Genomic DNA, 17,254 nt, shown 5'->3' with positions numbered 1-17,254 from the left:
AAAGATTGAGAGGACAAGTTAGTTACTTTTTTATTCGTCAAATACGAAAAGAAGATCTTTTTAAATTTGCGATTACTTAAAAGGCTATGTCAACAAATTGGAGGTTAAGCGAAATTGATTTACAGAAAAGTGTATTTGAAATCTGTACGCAATATCCGGAAGTAAAGGATATTTTATTTCGACTGGGATTTACCGAGATTACTAAACCAACTGCCATGCAGACGGCAGGACGTGTCATGACACTTTTAAATGGCGCCAAAATCAAAGGGATTGATTTAAAGTTGATTGTCGAAGCTTTACAGAAAGCCGGTTTTGAAGTAGAAGGTTATGTGGATCGTCAGGCTTTATTAAAAAGTTATATCCAACGATTGAATGAAGGAGAAGACTTAGAAAGTGTACGTGCTGACTTTGTGCACAACTTTAAAGAAGTGGATGCTTCTGAAATCATGCAGGCCGAGCAGGAAATGATCATGTCCGGTGTGCCTTACTGGGAAGTGCAGCAGCTTTGTGATGTACATTCCGCTCTGTTTCACGGAGCGACAAGACAGGAAAAAATCGATCAGGCCGAACAAGCGGTAGAGGATTCGCTACATCACCAAAAGGCGGATGCACTGATTGCCATTCCCGGTCATCCTCTTTCTACGTTTGCCTTAGAAAATGTCTATATTGACAAGCTTTTAGAAAAGGCACAGGAACAGATAGAAAATGCCAAAGAAACCTTGGAGTTGTTGAACCAGCTTCGAGATATCTCCATTCACTATGCGAAAAAGGGAGATCTTTTATATCCGTTATTAAAGGTGCGTTATGGTATATCAGGTCCATCAGATGTCATGTGGGGTGTGGATGATGAAATTCGTGATCAGCTTCGCCGCTTAGCTAAAAATCCAACGATGGATGCGGATTGGAAAGAAACGTATCTAAACACCATTCAAAGAGCGCAGGAGATGATCTATAAAGAAAACAATATTTTATTTTCTTTATGTGCCGAAAACTTCACAAAAGATGAATGGGAGCAGATTTATAAAGATTCATTAGGCTATGAACCATGTCTTATGGATACCATCCCGGTTTGGGAAGAAGCTCGAACAAAACAGGGGGAAATGAAGTTGCAGGATCAGGAAATCATTTTACCGAGTGGGCATATGAATCCAAAACAACTGCAAGCGTTATTGAATACGATCCCTATGGAAATTTCCTTTGTCGATGAACAAAATATCAATCGGTATTTTAATGAAGGTTATAAATTGTTTAAACGACCGAATATGGCAATCGATCGAGAAGTTTTTTCTTGCCACCCGCCTAAAATCGAACCGATGGTTCGTAAGATCATCGATGATTTCAGAAATGGAAGAAAAGATTCGGTCGATGTATGGATGGAAAAGATGGGCAAAACGGTACTGGTACGATATATGGCCATTCGTGATGCGAACGGAGACTATGTTGGAACCGGAGAATTTGTACAGGAAATGGATTTTGCCAAAGAACATTTTTTAAAACAGACGAAGTAAAAGAAAAATCTGGTGTCATGCCAGATTTTTTTCATCCCAGGAAGTTAAGATAAATTCATTTTTATGATATTGAAGCAGTCCGTCTTTTTGCATCTTGGAGAGTTCATTGGATAAAGCGCTGCGATCCACACCCAGATAGTCAGCTAACTGCTGGCGGGAAAAAGGAATATAAAATCGATTGGTTCCATGCTGCAAAGCTTGTTCAGATAAATAAGATACCAGTCTTCCACGAATCGATTTGGGTGCTGTATGCAACATTCGTTTGGATAAATTCAAATTCTTTTGCGCAGAGATGCGAATCAAATTGTGGATAGCCCGCTGATGGTAAGGACAGGCGTGTTGACAAGTCGTCATAAGTTTGTATGTATCGACAAATAAGATATGACTGTCTTGATCAGCTATGACATTAACCAATAATTCTTCCTTACCCATGGCACTATAGGTTTCCGCAAAGATTTGACCGGGTGCCATATGACTAAAGATTGTACTGTTGCCCCAGTAATCATAGACAACAATATTGACACCACCGCTTAAAACCAGTCCTAAATCTTTAACTGTTTGTCCGGCCTGATAGATGGTTTGTCCCTTTTTATATTCTTTTTCATGGGCCCCTAAACATCTCAACATGGTTTCGATCTCATGCTCCCGGATTCCCTGAAATAATAGCGTTTTGGATAAGAAAGCTGTATTCATAAAAATCATCCTTTTTTGTTGTTAAAACAACATATTATTTTGTTTTATTGTAGTACTCTGTTTTCAGTAAGACAAGGAGGATGCCTATGGAAAGTCTTTTAAAGAATATTGAAAAATCACAGGTGCTTCGTTTGAAAGAAGAATTAGCCTACCAACAAGGCCAAATCATTTCGAAAACATTGGTGCAGAATGATGCGATAAGTATCACACTGTTTTCTTTTTCTAAAGGAGAAGAGATCAGTACTCATGAATCGAAGGGCGATGCATTTGTGACCGGTTTAGATGGTGTCGGTCTTATCACAATCGATGGAAAAGACTATGAATTGAAGGAAGGCGAATCCATCGTCATGCCGGCTCGACATCCTCATGCGGTGCTTGCCAAAGAGAACTTCAAGATGTTGTTAGTGGTTGTATTTTAGAAAAGAGGAATAAAAATGGAAAATCAAATGTTTTGTTTTCAATGTGAACAGACAGCCGGATGTACTGGTTGTATGGCACAAGCCGGTGTTTGCGGAAAACCCGCAGCCGTTGCCCGTCTGCAAGATCAACTGACTGGAGCCCTGATCAGTTTTGCCGATGCCCTAAAAGGCAAAGAGAATGTAGAAGATACGGTTAGAAAATTGTTTGTCGATTGTTTATTCACAACTGTCACCAATGTCAACTTTAATGAAGAGACAGTGCAGGCTTTGATCGATCAGGTGCACGCCCAGGAACAGGCAACTTTATCAGAGGTTCCTGTGGATTATGATATGAATCAAATCTGGAATGATAATGAAGATGTTCGTTCTTTAAAATCGTTGATCTTATTTGGACTTCGAGGCATGGCAGCCTATGCCTATCATGCCCGTGTGTTAGGGTATACCGATTCCGGTGTGGATATGTATTTTATTGAAGGCCTTCGCGCCATCAAAGAAAATAACAGTATGGAATCCTTATTGCCATATGTGATGAAAGTAGGCGAACACAACTATACGTGCATGGCTTTGTTGGATCAGGCCAACACCGAAACCTACGGAACACCGGAGCCGACCGTAGTACCATTGATGGTTGAAAAAGGACCGTTTATCGTAGTATCCGGACACGATCTATATGATTTAAAACAACTTTTGGAACAGACAAAAGATAAAGGGATCAATATTTATACACATGGAGAAATGCTTCCGGCGCATGGTTATCCTGAATTAAAGAAATATCCGCATTTAAAAGGAAATTTCGGAACCGCCTGGCAGAATCAACAGAAAGAATTTATGGACATTCCGGCACCGGTATTGTTCACCACAAACTGTCTGATGCCGCCACGTGCCAACTATAAAGACCGTATTTTTACCACAGAGCTTGTTTCATTCCCGGAATTAGTGCATATTGGAGAAGATAAAGACTTTACACCGGTGATCGAAAAAGCTTTGGAATTAGGCGGTTATGAAAAAGATACACAATTTACCGGTATCAATGGCGGTACGACAGTCACCACAGGATTTGGCCATGGAACGGTATTAGGTGTGGCCGATCAAGTTGTACAGGCGGTTAAAGAAGGAAAAATTTCTCGTTTCTTCTTAGTTGGTGGTTGTGATGGTGCAAAACCGGGAAGAAATTACTATACACAGATCGTAGAACAGGCACCTAAAGACAGTGTGATCCTTACATTGGCTTGCGGTAAATATCGTTTTAACGATTTAGATTTAGGAACCGTTGCCGGACTGCCAAGATTGATGGATATGGGACAATGTAATGATTCCTACAGCGCCGTACAAGTGGCCCTGGCTTTGGCCAAAGCCTTTAACTGCAGTGTTAATGAATTGCCACTTTCCATTATCTTATCGTGGTATGAACAAAAAGCAGTTTGCGTATTGTTGACCCTTCTTTATCTGGGCATCGAAAATATCAAGCTGGGACCAACCTTACCGGCCTTTGTATCACCAAATGTATTAAACTATCTGGTAGAAAACTATCATATTGCACCAATTACTACGGTGCAGGATGATCTACAAGCTATCGTGGGATAAAGGATCAATATAGGATCTATCTTTTCTGATAAATGATGAAAGAAAGGGTAGATCTTTTTTTATGGAAAGGAATTTTTTGATAACGAAGTGCTTTTTGAAGCACTCGAATTTGATTGTGCTATAATAAAAACACTATGGAACAAGAAGGTTTATTACAGGCAGAAGATATCCGTCCTTTGGCCGATCGAATGCGTCCGGAATCTTTAGAGGAATATGTAGGACAAAAACAACTGGTTGCCAAAGGAAATCTATTATGGAGAATGATCGAAAATGACAAAGTGACTTCTATGATCTTTTGGGGACCGCCCGGTGTAGGAAAGACAACACTGGCCAGGATCATCGCTCACCAGACGAAGAGTTATTTTGTCGATTTCAGTGCGGTCACATCCGGAATTAAAGAAATCAAAGAAGTGATGAAGCAGGCCGATTTGCGGAAGAATTTAGGCCAGAATACGATTTTGTTTGTGGATGAAATTCATCGCTTCAACAAGGCACAACAGGATGCGTTTTTACCGTATGTGGAAAAAGGCAGTATTATCCTGATTGGAGCAACCACGGAAAATCCAAGCTTTGAGGTCAACAGCGCCTTATTGTCAAGGTGTAAGGTCTTTGTGCTGAATTCTTTAGAAAAGGAAGATCTGATCGATCTGATTCATCGTGCCTTAACTTCCCCGAAAGGGTTGGCAAATTTAGATATCGAGATCGATGATGAGGCAGTTGATGCGATTGCTTCCTTTGCCGGAGGAGATGCCAGAATTTGTTTAAATACGCTGGAAATGGTCGTGAATAATTCACCCGGCGATATTGAGGGCATCCATGTGTCGAAGGAAATTCTTCAACAGTGCCTGCAAAGAAAAACATTATTATATGATAAACATGGGGAAGAGCATTATAATGTGATCTCCGCTCTTCATAAAAGTGTACGCAACAGCGATGTGGATGCGGCTTTGTATTGGCTGGCGCGTATGTTGGAAGCCGGGGAAGATCCGCTTTATGTCGCAAGGCGTCTGGTGCGTATGGCCAGTGAAGATATCGGTATGGCCGATTCCAGAGCTTTGGAGATTACTGTAGCGGCGTATCATGCGGCACATTTTTTGGGAATGCCGGAATGCAATGTGCATTTGGCGCATGCGGTCGTATATTTAGCTTTAGCACCGAAGTCCAATGCTTTGGAGGTGGCCTACAACACCGTTAAAGTGGATGCGATCAAGACCTTAGATCAGCCGGTTCCTTTACACATTCGCAATGCGCCGACACGGCTCATGAAAGATCTGGGCTATAGTGATGGGTATGAATACAGTCATGATTATGCGTTTCATATGACAGATATGACCTGTCTTCCGGATATCTTGATCGGTAAGGAATACTATCATCCCAGTAATCAGGGCTCCGAGGTCAAAGTGCAGAAACGATTGGCTCAAATCAAGGCCATTAAAGCCAATTATCATAAGATCAGACAACAGAAAGGAACAAAAAAATGAGAATAGAAATTCATTCGATAGAAGAAACACAAGCTTTGGCGCAAGCAATCGCCAGGCTGTGTCAGAATAAACATGTGGTGATCACGCTGGATGGTGATCTGGGAGCCGGTAAAACCACCTGGACCAAGGCTTTTGGAAAAGCATTAGGGGTGACAAGTACAATCAATTCCCCTACGTTTACAATCTTAAAGTCGTATGCACAGGGCAATGGGCAGCCTTTACATCATATTGATGCCTATCGTCTGGAAGGAGCCAGTCAGGATCTCGGCTTTGAAGATTGTTTTGATGAAGGAATTACCGTCGTCGAGTGGTCACAGTTTATTCAAGACCAGTTGCCGGAAGACAGACTTTCGCTTTCTTTTGAAGAAGGAATCGATGAAAACAGAGTGATCACTATGGAAGCCAAGGGAGATGTCTCCAAATCGATCCTGGAGGGATATCATGATTAGTTTATGTATGGACAGTGCGTATAAGCAGTTGGTTTTAGGACTTTATAAAGATCAAGAGCTGTTGGCCGGTATTAGCTTAGAAGCCTTTAAGAAACAAAGTGAAACGATTTTTGTGGAGTTGAATCGGCTTTTAAAGGAAACAAATTTAGACTATAAAGATATTGATCGTGTCATCATCACAAAAGGACCGGGTTCTTATACCGGTATTCGTATTGCGATGACCATTGCCAAAGTGCTGTGTTCACAGATGCACAAAGAATTATATACGATCTCAACGATGCAGTTGTATGCCGGTATCGAAAAACAGGCCAATGTGATTTTGGATGCCCGCAGTCAAAGAGCCTATGTGGCACATTTGGAAGATGGACAAATTCAGGGAAATACACAGATCCTGACACTGGATGAAGTCAAAGAATTTATCGAAACAAATCCGGGAATCGTATTGGGCGATGCGGATTTGATGGGACAGGATGTACAGAAAGTGGATTTCTTAAAGAATTTCATCGAATTGGAACCCTACTATGAAAAAGTAGAAAACATTCACGCCCTGGTTCCGGACTATTTAAAAGAAAGTGATTCCTACAAAGTATGAATGTAACAGAAATGAAGGAATCAGACTTAGATATCGTTGTTGAACTGGAAAAACAATGTTTTAAACAACCTTGGAATAAAGAACAGTGCTTGTATGAGCTTCAGGAAAATCCATTTAGTACCGGTTATCTTTTAAAAGAAGATGATCACATCGTCGGTTATGCCTTTTTATGGATCACATTTGAGATTGCTCAGCTTGCTCGTATCGGTATTGATTCTGCCTGTCGAAAGAAAGGTTATGGGACATATCTTATGGATGCTTTATGTAAGCATGCAAGAGAAGCACAAAGCGAGTTTCTTTCATTAGAAGTGCGAGAATCTAACCAGGCGGCTTTAAAATTGTATGAAAAGCTGGGTTTGATTCCTGTCAATGTATCGAAGAATTATTATCCGGATGGAGAAAATGCCGTAGTGATGTCTATGGCCTTATAGAGAGGAGTTTCTATGATCGTTTTAGGAATTGAGAGCAGCTGTGATGAAACGGCAGTTGCCCTTGTCAAAGATAAAAAAGAAGTACTTTCATCGATCGTTGCCAGTCAGATCGATGTACATAAAGAATTTGGCGGTGTCGTTCCGGAAGTCGCCAGTCGTATCCATATTGAAAATATTTCCTATTGTATTGAAGCCGCTTTAAAGGAAGCCGGATGTACGATGGAGGATGTTGATGTGGTTGCGGTGACAAAGGGACCGGGTTTGATCGGTTGTCTGCATGTCGGTGTGCAGGCGGCCAAGACGTTGGCTTTCGCCTATCACAAGCCACTGATACCGGTGCATCATCTGGCAGCCCATATTTACGCCAATGAGTTGGTGGTGGATATGAAATATCCTTTATTGGCCCTTGTTGTATCCGGAGGTAATACCGAACTGGTCTATATGAAAGATGAAACCAGCTTTGAGATTTTAGGCGAAACACAGGATGATGCGATTGGAGAAGCGTATGATAAAGTCGCCAGAGTGTTAGGCTTGGGCTATCCTGGCGGTCCCAAGATCGATAAAATGGCTAAAGAAGGAAAACCGGTTTATGAGTTGGCAAAGCCGAAAACACAGGGGCGTTACGACTTCAGCTTTTCCGGTTTAAAGAGCAGTGTTCTTCAGTTTACCAAACGTATGGAAAGACAGGGAAAGACTTATGATTTGAACGATTTGGCTTGTTCTTTTCAGGAGTGCGCGTTGGATGAAATCTTTTCCAGAATTCATGCGGCTTTGGATGATCATCCCGAAATTCGTCACTTTGTCGTAGGTGGTGGTGTCAGTGCCAATTCCAGACTTCGTGAAAAGATCGAAGAATTAAAAACGGAATATCCAAATATTACCTTTACCGTGCCACCGATGTATTGTTGTACAGATAATGCCGGAATGATCGGAGTGGCCGGAACGATTGCTTATGTATCCGGACGAAGAGGCGATGAAACCTTGACCGGAGATGCCAGCTGGCCTATTCAATAGTTTTATATTATCCTTACCCTATGTGGTAAGGCTTTTTTATAAGGTTGTGTGATTTGAATTCTTTTTGATAGAATGTTATATAGGTGATGAATATGGAAGATCAATTCAATAAGGAAATACAAGAAGCGATTCAGGCGGCCAATCATGCTTTGGCATGTTTAAGCCAAGCCGATGCCTATCTTCAAAGTGCCAAAAACTGGGGCTTGTTTGATATGCTTGGCGGAGGTGCGTTAACGACCTTTTTTAAACATTCGAAAATGGACGATGCCCGTTATGAAATGGAAAGAGCCAAAAGAGCACTGCAGGACTTTCGTAAAGAATTGGCGGATGTCGATCAACGCCTTCATTTAAGTTTGGAGATTGGAGATTTTTTGACTTTTGCCGACTATTTCTTTGATGGACTTATCGCGGATTGGCTGGTACAAAGTAAGATTCAAGATGCGAAAGCCCAAGTAGAAAACGCGATCATTCAAGTACGACAGATTCGTGAAGATCTGTTACGCTATCGATAAAAGAAGAAAAAAGATGCGATCCAATATATATGATTTAGGGAGATTGTTATGAAGAATAAACATTTTAAGACCAGTTTTAACTGGAAATACGAAGGGCCTTCCTTCACTAAGGATTTATCCACAAAACAAAAGATCATTTTATTGATTTTATGGCTTGTTGCCGGGGCTATCGGTTATTATGTGTTCCATCCGGTCATTAGCTATAAGACGGTTACTGGCTTTGCCTATGTGATCTATATCATCGTATTGGTTGGCATTGTATCCTTGTTCTTTCAGAAATCATCGATTTCGTATGGGAAATCGTCTTTTAAAATGACGGCTTTAAAGATCATTTTAGGACTATCTGTTATTTGGGTGCTTGGCTCTTTAGCCGTATGCAATCCAGTATTTATGGCTTCTTATTTTGCCGATCGTATTCAGATTGAAAATGTTGATTTTGATAAAGTAAAAGAAGTGGATTTTACTAAGACACCAATCATCGATCGCGATTCAACGATCGTTTTAGGCGACCGTGTAATGGGTGAGATGCCGGAGCTTGTTTCTCAGTTTGAAGTCAGTGAAGAATATACACAGATTTCTTATAAAGACAGCGTCTATCGCGTGACACCGCTTGAATATGCTGGTTTCTTTAAGTATCTGGGAAATCAAGAAGAAGGTATTCCTGCCTATATTCTGGTCAATTCTGTTACCGGAGAAGCTGAGCTGGTGAAACTGGAAGATTTGGGATTGGATGGAATGAAGTATGTTCCTTCCGGTTATTTTAATCATGATCTATATCGTAAGCTGCAAATGCAGTATCCAACTACGATTTTTGGAGAGCCCTCTTTTGAAATCGATGAAGAAGGGCATCCATGGTATATTTGCACAACGTATGATTATGCCGCTTTTGAAACTAGAAAAACGGTTTCCGGTGTTGTTTTATTTGATCCGATCACAGGAGAATCGACAAAATACGATGATGTGCTCGATGCGCCAACCTGGGTCGATCGCATTTATCCGGAAAGCTTGGTCACAGAACAGGTGAATCAAAATGGCTCCCTGCAAGATGGCTTTATTAACTCTGTTATCGGTCAAAAAAATGTCACTTATACCAGCGAAGGCTATAACTATCTGGCACAGGATGGGGATATTTATATTTATTCCGGTATCACATCGGCTAATAAAGATTCCAGTAATCTAGGCTTTGTGTTAGTCAATTTAAGAACGCATCAAGCCATGAAGATCTCATCACCGGGTGCCAATGAAACCAGTGCCATGGCCTCGGCAGAAGGCGAAGTGAAAAACTATGGCTATACATCTACCTTCCCGCTTTTGGTCAATGTCAATGGTTCACCGGTCTATATGATGGCTTTAAAGGATGACAGTGGCCTGATCAAAATGTATGCGATGGTAGATGCCAGCGATTATCAAAAAGTCGCAACGATTGCATCCGATGAGGGATTTGAGAATCTGAAAAAGAAATTTTTGGCCCTGGAAGGGACACAAACAATGGATAAGGATGGACTGGAAACCAAAGAGATCACGATCGAAAGCGTACAGATCTTAGCCATTGAAGATACGACAAAGTGTTTTCTGACAGATACCGAACACAATCGTTATAAGTTTACGATCACGGATCAAAATGAGGATGTAGCCGCCTTTTTAAAGGCACAGGATGTCGTAACGATCACATACAGTCCGCAGGAAGATGTCAATCTGATTCAATCGATTGAAACCAAATAAGTCAATTGTATGGTTTTGTGCTAAAATATCACTATGAATAAGTTAGAAAACGCAAGAAAAACGATCAATCAGATCGATCAGGAAATGGCAGCCTTGTATGAAAAGCGAATGAATGCGGTTCAGGAAGTGCTGGCCTATAAAAAAGAAAATGGACTTCCGGTCTTCGATGCATCCAGAGAACAGGAAGTCATAGAAAGAAATCTGGAGCATATTCAAAATCCGGATTACAAGCTCTTTTACAAAGATTTTCTACATCATGTGATGGAGAATTCAAAAGATTATCAAAAAACACTTTTAAGTGAAGATGTCGTTGCCTATGCCGGTGTACAGGGAGCTTTTTCTCAAATCATGGCACAGCGTTTATATCCGGAAAATCGGAAGCTGAATCTTAAAAACTTTGATGAAGTCTTCAAAAGCGTTGTGGAAAAGAAGGCACAGTATGGTGTCATTCCTTTTGAGAATACGAATTCCGGCTCGGTAGGAGAAGTGTTAGATGCTTTATTGGAGTATCCGGTCTATATTCAGGGAATCTATGATCTAAAGGTAGAACAATGTCTTTTAGGAACAATGGATGCGACATTAAAAGATATCGAATGGGTGTATTCCAAAGATCAGGCATTATGGCAAGCTAAAGATTTCTTAAAGGAATTGGGCGTGCAGACAGTCAGTTATCCCAACACAGCCATGGCTGCCCAATACGTTGCCAGTGAACAGGATAAGACCAAAGCCGCTATCGGCGCCAAAGAAAATGCACAGTTGTACGGCTTAAAGGTACTGGCTTCACAAATTGAGGCACATACCGAAAACACAACTCGTTTTCTGGTCATTGGTTTAGAGCCTTTGAACAAGGGTGATCGCTTTAGTGTGATCTTAAGCGTTAAGCACCAGAGTGGTTCTTTGGCAAGGATCATTGAGATCATTGCCCGCTATCACATCAATATGGAAAGTATTCAATCGAGGCCGATCAAAGGAAAACCATTTGAATATTTCTTCTTTATTGAGATGGATGGAGATTTAAACAATGCCCAGGCATGTTTAAAGGATATAGAAAAAAATTGCGAGAGTTTAAAGGTTTTAGGAACTTATGCGTTAGGAGGGAAATAAGATGAGCTTTGTCAAAGAAAATGTAAATCACCAACCGATTGTCGATACTGTATTCGCTATCGTGAAAAAGGCAAAAGAAGATAAAGAAAAGATCGGAGAAGAAAATGTTGTGGATGCGACAATTGGTTCTTTGTATAACGAACAAGGAAGTCTGGTTGCCTTAGACAGTGTATTTTCTTCGTTGAAAAGTCTGGACAACAAAGTATTGGCTGCGTATGCGGCAAGCTTTACCGGAAATGATGATTTTAAAGATCGTGTTTATAAGTGGGTGTTAGACGGAAATAGCCACTTACATCATGAAGTGATTGCGACACCGGGTGGTACCGGAGCTGTGGCAATGACCATTCAGGAATGTCTGGATGTCGGACAAACTGTCATCCTGCCGGAAATCGCATGGGGAAGCTATAACTTAATGGCACAGATGAATAACCTATCTGTTAAAACATATGCGTTGTTTGAAGAAGATCACTTTAATCTGGCTTCTTTTAAAGAAACTTGTGAAAAAGTTATGAAAGAACAGGATAAGCTGGTGATCGTCATCAATGATCCTTGCCATAATCCTACCGGATATTCACTGTCTTCACAGGAATGGAAAGATGTGATTGCGTTCTTGAATGAATGCTCTAAAACGCATAAAGTTGTTTTGTTGAATGACATTGCGTATATTGATTTTGCCTATGGACAAAAACAGGCTAAAGAATATTTCTCTGTCTTTGATGATATTTCTGAAAATATGGCAGTGATCGTAGCTTTTAGTTTAAGCAAATCTATGACAAGCTACGGTCTTCGCTGTGGTGCTGCCATCGTTATGGCACAAACGGAAGATATCGTACAGGAATTAAAAATTGTCTTTGAAAAAGATGCCAGAGCTACATGGTCAAACATCAACAACGGTGCTATGGCTGCCTTTGTCGATGTGATGGATCATCATTTAAAAGAATACGACCAGGAGCGTTTACAGTATGTTGCCTTATTAAAAGAGCGCAGTGATCTTTTTGTCAAAGAAGCCAATGAAGTCGGCTTGAAACATTATCCATATAAAGAAGGTTTCTTTGTGACACTTTCAATGGACAATACGACAAGAGATGCCTATCATGAAGCTTTGATGAAAAATCATATCTATACGGTAAAGGTCAACAAAGGAATTCGTGTTGCGGTATGTTCTTTATCTCTTGATAAAATCAAGGGATTGGCCAAGAAAATGAAAGATATTTTAGATACAATTCAATAAAAGAATGCAGATAGACAAAAAAATAAATGTGTCTATCTGCTTTTTTGTTTATAATAGAAAATATGAAATGGGGAATTATTGATGTAGGCGGTGGTATGCGCGATATTTTCGGTACCGGTGTACTGGATGCCTGCTTAGAAAAACAAATTCAATTTGATTATGCGATCGGTGTATCGGCCGGCAGCGCCAATCTTGCCAGTTTCTTGTCCTGTCAAAAAGGAAGAAACAAGCGCTTTTATACCCAGTATGCCAAACGTAAAGAATATATGTCTTTGTCCAACTGGATTCAAAAGAAAAACTATTTAGATCTGGATTATATTTATGGTACTTTAGCTAACAGTAATGGTGAAGATCCAATGGATTATGAAACATTTGCCAAGGATCCTACTGAATTTGAAGTTGTTTGTACGGATGCCGGCACAGGCAAACCAGTCTATTTTTCAAAAGAAGATATGCCTTTGGATCAGTATGACATCCTAAAGGCAAGCAGCTGCATGCCTATTGTGTGCCAGCCATATCCGATTTATGATGCCTTGTACTTTGATGGGGGAATATCCGATCCGATACCTGTTGAAAGAGCCTTACAAAAAGGATGCGATAAAGTTGTTGTGATCCTGACAAGACCAAAAGAAGAAAAAAGAAATCCGAAAAAAGATAATTTGACCTCTAAGATTTTAAGGAAAACTTATCGAAATTCCGGAAACAGTTTAAGCCAAAGAGCCTATGTTTATAATGAGAGCTTGGAACGCATACAACAGATGGAAAAAGAAAATAAGGTTTGTATTTTGGCGCCGGATACGATTGGAAATATGAAAACACTGACAATGGATGAAAACTGTCTGGAAGATTTATATCAACAGGGAAAAAAGCAGATCCAAAAATTGATGAAATTTATGCAGCGATAAACCTTTTATATAGTGACTTGATTTATTTATAAGTCATTTAGTACAATGGTGTCAGAAAGGGTACGTATCGATCTTTTAGATCGGATACGATCAAAAACATATTATGATCAAAAAAATAATATCTGCGGTATTGGTATGTGCTTTTGGTATTCTGTTATTTGGCTGTGGAAGCTCTGAAAAAGTGCAGATGCAGGAAGCAAAGGAAGTTGTGGCCGATTATTTTGAAGATTTGAAGTCTGCACAATTTGACAAAGCATCCGATTATGTTTCATCAGACTATAAGGACCCGTTGCGACTGGAAGAGATAGAACCGGCTTTGTCAGGTTTGATGTTAGGAATGAACGCTTCTATGAACACGGGTGAGGAATTTAAAAAAAGTTTTCATCAATTTATGGATGTAGTGATGAACCAAATCGTGAATACGTATGACATAGAAAAGGCCAAATGGCAAAAAGATGGTGTAGTGGATGTTCAGGTCAAGTTTGAAGGAAAAGATCTGGCTTCTTTTGATCCTGCGGACTTAGATGAAGATGCGAATACATATATGGAGTCTTATCTTGTAGAAAATCAAGATCGTTTAATGGCATTGTATGAAGAAAAAGGCGAGCAGGAGGCTTATAAAGTCATTTTAGATGAACTGAGTAAACCTTTGTTTGAATTATTGGAAAAACATGTCAAAGAAGACTTACCGGATATCACGTATAAGGTACGATTACGTGTTGAAAAACAGAACGATGAATGGCTGATCACAAAATCAGAAATTATGAATTAAGAGGTTTCAAGCCTATTTTTTTGTTTCTAAAGAGTAGTGTATAAATCAAGTGTATATTTTACAGAATCCGAACATTTTATTCATTGAATACGCTTACAAATGTGTTACATTTTGATATAATTGAGATAAATAAAGGAGAAAGATTATGAAAAAATTAGTATCTTTGTTTGTGGCAATGGCATTTGCCATAGGCGTAGCTGGTTGTGGAAATAATAATGAAGCACAGATACAAGCAGCTACCGATGTTGTCAGTGGGTATTTGGATGCGATTCAAAATGGAAATTTAGATGAAGCAGAAGAATACACAACAGATTCCTATATTGATCCTTTAGGTATTGATAATATGGATTCGTATATGGAAAGTCTGTTAGAAAGTTTGGATATGGGTGATACATTTGATCAGGAAGCCAATGATTTTGCGACAAATGCGGTAAAAGCAGCGATTACATCTTACGAGATCAATGATACAAAAATGGAAGAAGATACGATTTCAGTATTAGTTGATATCGATGGAAAAGATTATGAAAATATTGATTTTACGGCTATGGAGAGTGAATTAACAACTTATACGCAGAATTATGCCAATGAAAATTTGAATCGATTGATGCAGATTTACAATGATCAAGGAGAAGATGCCATGATGGAGGCAATGATGCAGGATATCGGCGGCTATATATTTGATAGAATGGAAACTTTGTTTACCGGTGCAGAACAAAAGAAATACCAGATGCGTTTTGATTTAGTTCAGGATGAAAATGAATGGAAAATTAAAGCGGCAGAGATCTCTGAAGAAGCACAGTCATAAAATTGTAAAAGTCTATTGATCATAACTTCAATAGACTTTTTAAGTGTTGAATTTTAAATTCATGGTTTGCATAAAGGAAAGATTTAAAATAAATCCAGACAGATCAACACAGGTAATCGTGGTCGCTAAACCGGGGAGCGTTAAACCTCGTTAACATAAATGGCCTGATTTTAGCGGTTAAAATGAGATGATCGCCATGACATAGTTTGAAACACTATGTGATCGTCTTTATATCGACCAATCTACCCTTTCTCGATGTTTGAAAGAAGTCCGTAATAAACTAAGTCAATACAATTTGGAATTAATCAGTCGCCCGGGTTATGGACTGAAAGTGCAGGGTGATAAGTTGGATGTACATCTTTATATGGCCAATAGTAAAAGTGTACATATCTTTACATCTCTGGAAGGGTATAAAGTCAGTTTTTTCAGACTAATTATCGTTCCTTTATGCACGGCTATTTTTATGATGTTGTTGCCTATACAGTTTTATGATATTCGAATGACTTTGTTAATTGCAAACAGCACACCCGTTGGTGTCATGCTTGCGATGTTTTCGCAAATGTATGCGGGAGACTTTGAACATGGTGCGCATTGTCAGTCTTTCTACTTTATTATCTCTCGTTAGTATTCCATTGGTGTTGAGTATCACACGTTTATTGTGGTAAATTGTATCAAAATGATTCAAAATGTATATATAAGAAATAAAAAAAGTATCATAAATCGCAATTTATGATACTTTTTTATAAAAATCATGCCAATTTATTTCATGGATGATACAAAATCATTGTTTAATTACTTCTTTATTCTCATTTTTGGATTCATTGACACCCAATACATACGTTACGACTGTGGAAACCACAAAGGCGATGACAGCTCCAATAACGGCATAAACTAAGTTCATGGTGCTACTACCAATAAAACTCAGTAAGCCTAAGAAACTGGCAACGGGTAAAAAATTATAAACTTGTAATCCGACAATCGATGCGAATAATCCGGCGGCAATTCCACCAGCCATCATGCCGATAAACGGTCTTTTGTATCGTACCCCAATTCCATACAAACCAGGTTCAGTCACACCGCCAATCATCTGGGCGATAATATAGGAAAAGGCAAGGGCACGCTGTTCTTTGTCTTTGATTCGAAGCATGGCACCTAAACACATTCCACCAACGGTGAAGGCGGCCAGTAAAACAGAAGGGGCGACAACCGATTCTACGCCATCTTGTGCAAGAATCATAAAAATGGTTGTGATAAATAGCCAATGCATCCCAGCCATAACGATATATTCCCAAAGGGCCGCAATCAATGCCATGGAAAGAATTGTGGCAAGACCGCCCATATTACCTAAGGCAATCAGAGCGTTACTGATGTATTCGCCTACGATGGAACCAATTGGGCCTAAGATACAAAGGGCAATCGGAAGAATTATGGCAATGGATAAGGTGGGGGCGAAAATGGCAGATAATGTCTGTGGTATATGTTTATTGAAAAAGCGTTCAATATAGGAAAATACAAAGACCGATAACAGAATTGGGATGATTGTAGAGGAATAGTTTTGTACATGGCAGGGAATACCATACACATCAAAGGCACTGCCAGTTTCAGCCATTTGCACAAATGTAGGATGCAACATGATGGCACCTATAAACATTCCTAAGATGACATTACAGTTAAAGCGTTTGGCAGCCGTATAGCCGATCATGATTGGGAAGAAGTAGAAACCGGCATCACCGACAAAGGTAAAGAGGACATACAAAGAACTCGAAGCATCGATCCAGTGTAACATATCCGGCCCTAAAATGGCTGCCAAGGTCTTAAACATGGAAGCGGCAATTAACATCGGAATCAAAGGCATCAGGCAGGATGCTAAAACATCCAGAAAAACAGAAAGGCTGTGTTTACATTTTTCAAGCATAGAATCATCTCTTTTCACTTTTAGTATAATAAGAAACACAAAATTGGAAAGGGGGAAAATCAGGAAAACATCATACCATCCTACAAGAACATGCTATAATGGACGGGTAAAAAAAGG

At 39.7% G+C, this 17,254-nt stretch carries 17 protein-coding genes and 1 pseudogene; 16 read left to right on the top strand and 2 right to left on the bottom strand.

All coding sequences use genetic code 11. From position 1 onward, the window contains the following. Nucleotides 1-86: 86 nt before the first annotated feature. Complete coding sequence (locus tag ACTQX6_RS01695; RefSeq protein ID WP_294689272.1) at nt 87-1,508, top strand: DUF438 domain-containing protein; 1,422 nt, start codon at nt 87-89, stop codon at nt 1,506-1,508. A 15-nt stretch (nt 1,509-1,523) separates the two neighbouring features. Here the strand turns inward: ACTQX6_RS01695 and ACTQX6_RS01690 are convergent, their stop codons facing one another. Then, on the bottom strand, nt 1,524-2,201 hold the full coding sequence (locus ACTQX6_RS01690; RefSeq protein WP_117447091.1) for a Crp/Fnr family transcriptional regulator: 678 nt from the start codon (nt 2,199-2,201) through the stop codon (nt 1,524-1,526). Nucleotides 2,202-2,287: 86 nt separating this feature from the next. On the opposite strand from ACTQX6_RS01690, the gene ACTQX6_RS01685 reads away from it, so the two are divergent. The 15 genes and pseudogenes from ACTQX6_RS01685 to ACTQX6_RS01615 all read left to right on the top strand — a co-directional run. Further along, complete coding sequence (locus ACTQX6_RS01685) at nt 2,288-2,620, top strand: cupin domain-containing protein (protein WP_117447092.1); 333 nt, start codon at nt 2,288-2,290, stop codon at nt 2,618-2,620. A 15-nt stretch (nt 2,621-2,635) separates the two neighbouring features. Beyond that, on the top strand, nt 2,636-4,204 hold the full coding sequence (gene hcp, locus ACTQX6_RS01680) for a hydroxylamine reductase (RefSeq protein ID WP_181965668.1): 1,569 nt from the start codon (nt 2,636-2,638) through the stop codon (nt 4,202-4,204). A 134-nt stretch (nt 4,205-4,338) separates the two neighbouring features. Beyond that, entirely contained in the window at nt 4,339-5,685 is a 1,347-nt protein-coding gene (locus tag ACTQX6_RS01675; RefSeq protein ID WP_294689296.1) for a replication-associated recombination protein A, read from the top strand. After that, complete coding sequence (tsaE, locus tag ACTQX6_RS01670; RefSeq protein WP_294689295.1) at nt 5,682-6,134, top strand: tRNA (adenosine(37)-N6)-threonylcarbamoyltransferase complex ATPase subunit type 1 TsaE; 453 nt, start codon at nt 5,682-5,684, stop codon at nt 6,132-6,134. The genes ACTQX6_RS01675 and tsaE overlap by 4 nt, the downstream gene beginning before the upstream one ends. Beyond that, nucleotides 6,127-6,726 (top strand): tRNA (adenosine(37)-N6)-threonylcarbamoyltransferase complex dimerization subunit type 1 TsaB, encoded by a 600-nt coding sequence (gene tsaB / locus ACTQX6_RS01665; protein WP_195222725.1) that lies wholly within the window; start codon nt 6,127-6,129, stop codon nt 6,724-6,726. Before tsaE ends, tsaB begins: the two co-directional genes overlap by 8 nt. Continuing rightward, entirely contained in the window at nt 6,723-7,157 is a 435-nt protein-coding gene (rimI, locus tag ACTQX6_RS01660; RefSeq protein WP_117447095.1) for a ribosomal protein S18-alanine N-acetyltransferase, read from the top strand. Before tsaB ends, rimI begins: the two co-directional genes overlap by 4 nt. 12 nt (nt 7,158-7,169) lie before the next feature. Further along, on the top strand, nt 7,170-8,171 hold the full coding sequence (gene tsaD, locus ACTQX6_RS01655) for a tRNA (adenosine(37)-N6)-threonylcarbamoyltransferase complex transferase subunit TsaD (protein ID WP_195222727.1): 1,002 nt from the start codon (nt 7,170-7,172) through the stop codon (nt 8,169-8,171). Between the two features lie 92 nt (nt 8,172-8,263). After that, the gene (locus ACTQX6_RS01650; protein ID WP_272002593.1) at nt 8,264-8,683 is read left to right on the top strand and encodes a hypothetical protein; all 420 of its coding nucleotides are present in this window, start codon (nt 8,264-8,266) and stop codon (nt 8,681-8,683) included. 48 nt (nt 8,684-8,731) lie between these two features. Next, complete coding sequence (locus ACTQX6_RS01645) at nt 8,732-10,405, top strand: hypothetical protein (protein WP_294689294.1); 1,674 nt, start codon at nt 8,732-8,734, stop codon at nt 10,403-10,405. A 33-nt stretch (nt 10,406-10,438) separates the two neighbouring features. Then, entirely contained in the window at nt 10,439-11,509 is a 1,071-nt protein-coding gene (locus ACTQX6_RS01640; protein WP_195222732.1) for a chorismate mutase, read from the top strand. Between the two features lies 1 nt (nt 11,510). After that, entirely contained in the window at nt 11,511-12,740 is a 1,230-nt protein-coding gene (locus ACTQX6_RS01635) for a pyridoxal phosphate-dependent aminotransferase (protein WP_294689293.1), read from the top strand. A 62-nt stretch (nt 12,741-12,802) separates the two neighbouring features. Further along, nucleotides 12,803-13,645 (top strand): patatin-like phospholipase family protein, encoded by an 843-nt coding sequence (locus ACTQX6_RS01630; protein ID WP_294689291.1) that lies wholly within the window; start codon nt 12,803-12,805, stop codon nt 13,643-13,645. Nucleotides 13,646-13,748: 103 nt separating this feature from the next. After that, entirely contained in the window at nt 13,749-14,417 is a 669-nt protein-coding gene (locus tag ACTQX6_RS01625; protein ID WP_195222736.1) for a hypothetical protein, read from the top strand. A 145-nt stretch (nt 14,418-14,562) separates the two neighbouring features. Then, nucleotides 14,563-15,222, top strand: coding sequence for a hypothetical protein (locus ACTQX6_RS01620; protein WP_294689289.1), 660 nt, complete (start codon nt 14,563-14,565; stop codon nt 15,220-15,222). 220 nt (nt 15,223-15,442) lie between these two features. Beyond that, nucleotides 15,443-15,847 (top strand): annotated as a pseudogene (locus ACTQX6_RS01615) (helix-turn-helix domain-containing protein); the annotation flags it as partial. 156 nt (nt 15,848-16,003) lie between these two features. On the opposite strand, the gene ACTQX6_RS01610 reads toward ACTQX6_RS01615, so the two are convergent. Further along, nucleotides 16,004-17,137, bottom strand: a complete 1,134-nt coding sequence (locus ACTQX6_RS01610) for a PTS transporter subunit EIIC (RefSeq protein ID WP_294689287.1) — start codon at nt 17,135-17,137, stop codon at nt 16,004-16,006. Nucleotides 17,138-17,254 lie beyond the last annotated feature (117 nt).

It is taken from the genome of Faecalicoccus sp. LCP19S3_E2 (assembly GCF_052121255.1).
Taxonomy (GTDB): Bacteria; Bacillota_I; Bacilli_A; order Erysipelotrichales; family Erysipelotrichaceae; genus Faecalicoccus.
Note: the sequence above shows the minus strand (reverse complement) of the source record. Positions and strands in the feature narration are given on the sequence as shown.

What these genes read in the sequence shown, in the direction of transcription:
- ACTQX6_RS01620 (WP_294689289.1), top strand. Translation starts at nt 14,563, where the DNA reads ATGAAAAAATTAGTATCTTTGTTTGTGGCAATGGCATTTGCCATAGGC.
- ACTQX6_RS01640 (WP_195222732.1), top strand. Translation starts at nt 10,439, where the DNA reads ATGAATAAGTTAGAAAACGCAAGAAAAACGATCAATCAGATCGATCAG.
- ACTQX6_RS01625 (WP_195222736.1), top strand. Translation starts at nt 13,749, where the DNA reads ATGATCAAAAAAATAATATCTGCGGTATTGGTATGTGCTTTTGGTATT.
- tsaB (WP_195222725.1), top strand. Translation starts at nt 6,127, where the DNA reads ATGATTAGTTTATGTATGGACAGTGCGTATAAGCAGTTGGTTTTAGGA.
- ACTQX6_RS01685 (WP_117447092.1), top strand. Translation starts at nt 2,288, where the DNA reads ATGGAAAGTCTTTTAAAGAATATTGAAAAATCACAGGTGCTTCGTTTG.
- ACTQX6_RS01645 (WP_294689294.1), top strand. Translation starts at nt 8,732, where the DNA reads ATGAAGAATAAACATTTTAAGACCAGTTTTAACTGGAAATACGAAGGG.
- tsaD (WP_195222727.1), top strand. Translation starts at nt 7,170, where the DNA reads ATGATCGTTTTAGGAATTGAGAGCAGCTGTGATGAAACGGCAGTTGCC.
- ACTQX6_RS01695 (WP_294689272.1), top strand. Translation starts at nt 87, where the DNA reads ATGTCAACAAATTGGAGGTTAAGCGAAATTGATTTACAGAAAAGTGTA.
- ACTQX6_RS01610 (WP_294689287.1), bottom strand. Translation starts at nt 17,137, where the DNA reads ATGCTTGAAAAATGTAAACACAGCCTTTCTGTTTTTCTGGATGTTTTA.
- ACTQX6_RS01690 (WP_117447091.1), bottom strand. Translation starts at nt 2,201, where the DNA reads ATGAATACAGCTTTCTTATCCAAAACGCTATTATTTCAGGGAATCCGG.
- ACTQX6_RS01675 (WP_294689296.1), top strand. Translation starts at nt 4,339, where the DNA reads ATGGAACAAGAAGGTTTATTACAGGCAGAAGATATCCGTCCTTTGGCC.
- ACTQX6_RS01630 (WP_294689291.1), top strand. Translation starts at nt 12,803, where the DNA reads ATGAAATGGGGAATTATTGATGTAGGCGGTGGTATGCGCGATATTTTC.
- ACTQX6_RS01650 (WP_272002593.1), top strand. Translation starts at nt 8,264, where the DNA reads ATGGAAGATCAATTCAATAAGGAAATACAAGAAGCGATTCAGGCGGCC.
- ACTQX6_RS01635 (WP_294689293.1), top strand. Translation starts at nt 11,511, where the DNA reads ATGAGCTTTGTCAAAGAAAATGTAAATCACCAACCGATTGTCGATACT.
- hcp (WP_181965668.1), top strand. Translation starts at nt 2,636, where the DNA reads ATGGAAAATCAAATGTTTTGTTTTCAATGTGAACAGACAGCCGGATGT.
- rimI (WP_117447095.1), top strand. Translation starts at nt 6,723, where the DNA reads ATGAATGTAACAGAAATGAAGGAATCAGACTTAGATATCGTTGTTGAA.
- tsaE (WP_294689295.1), top strand. Translation starts at nt 5,682, where the DNA reads ATGAGAATAGAAATTCATTCGATAGAAGAAACACAAGCTTTGGCGCAA.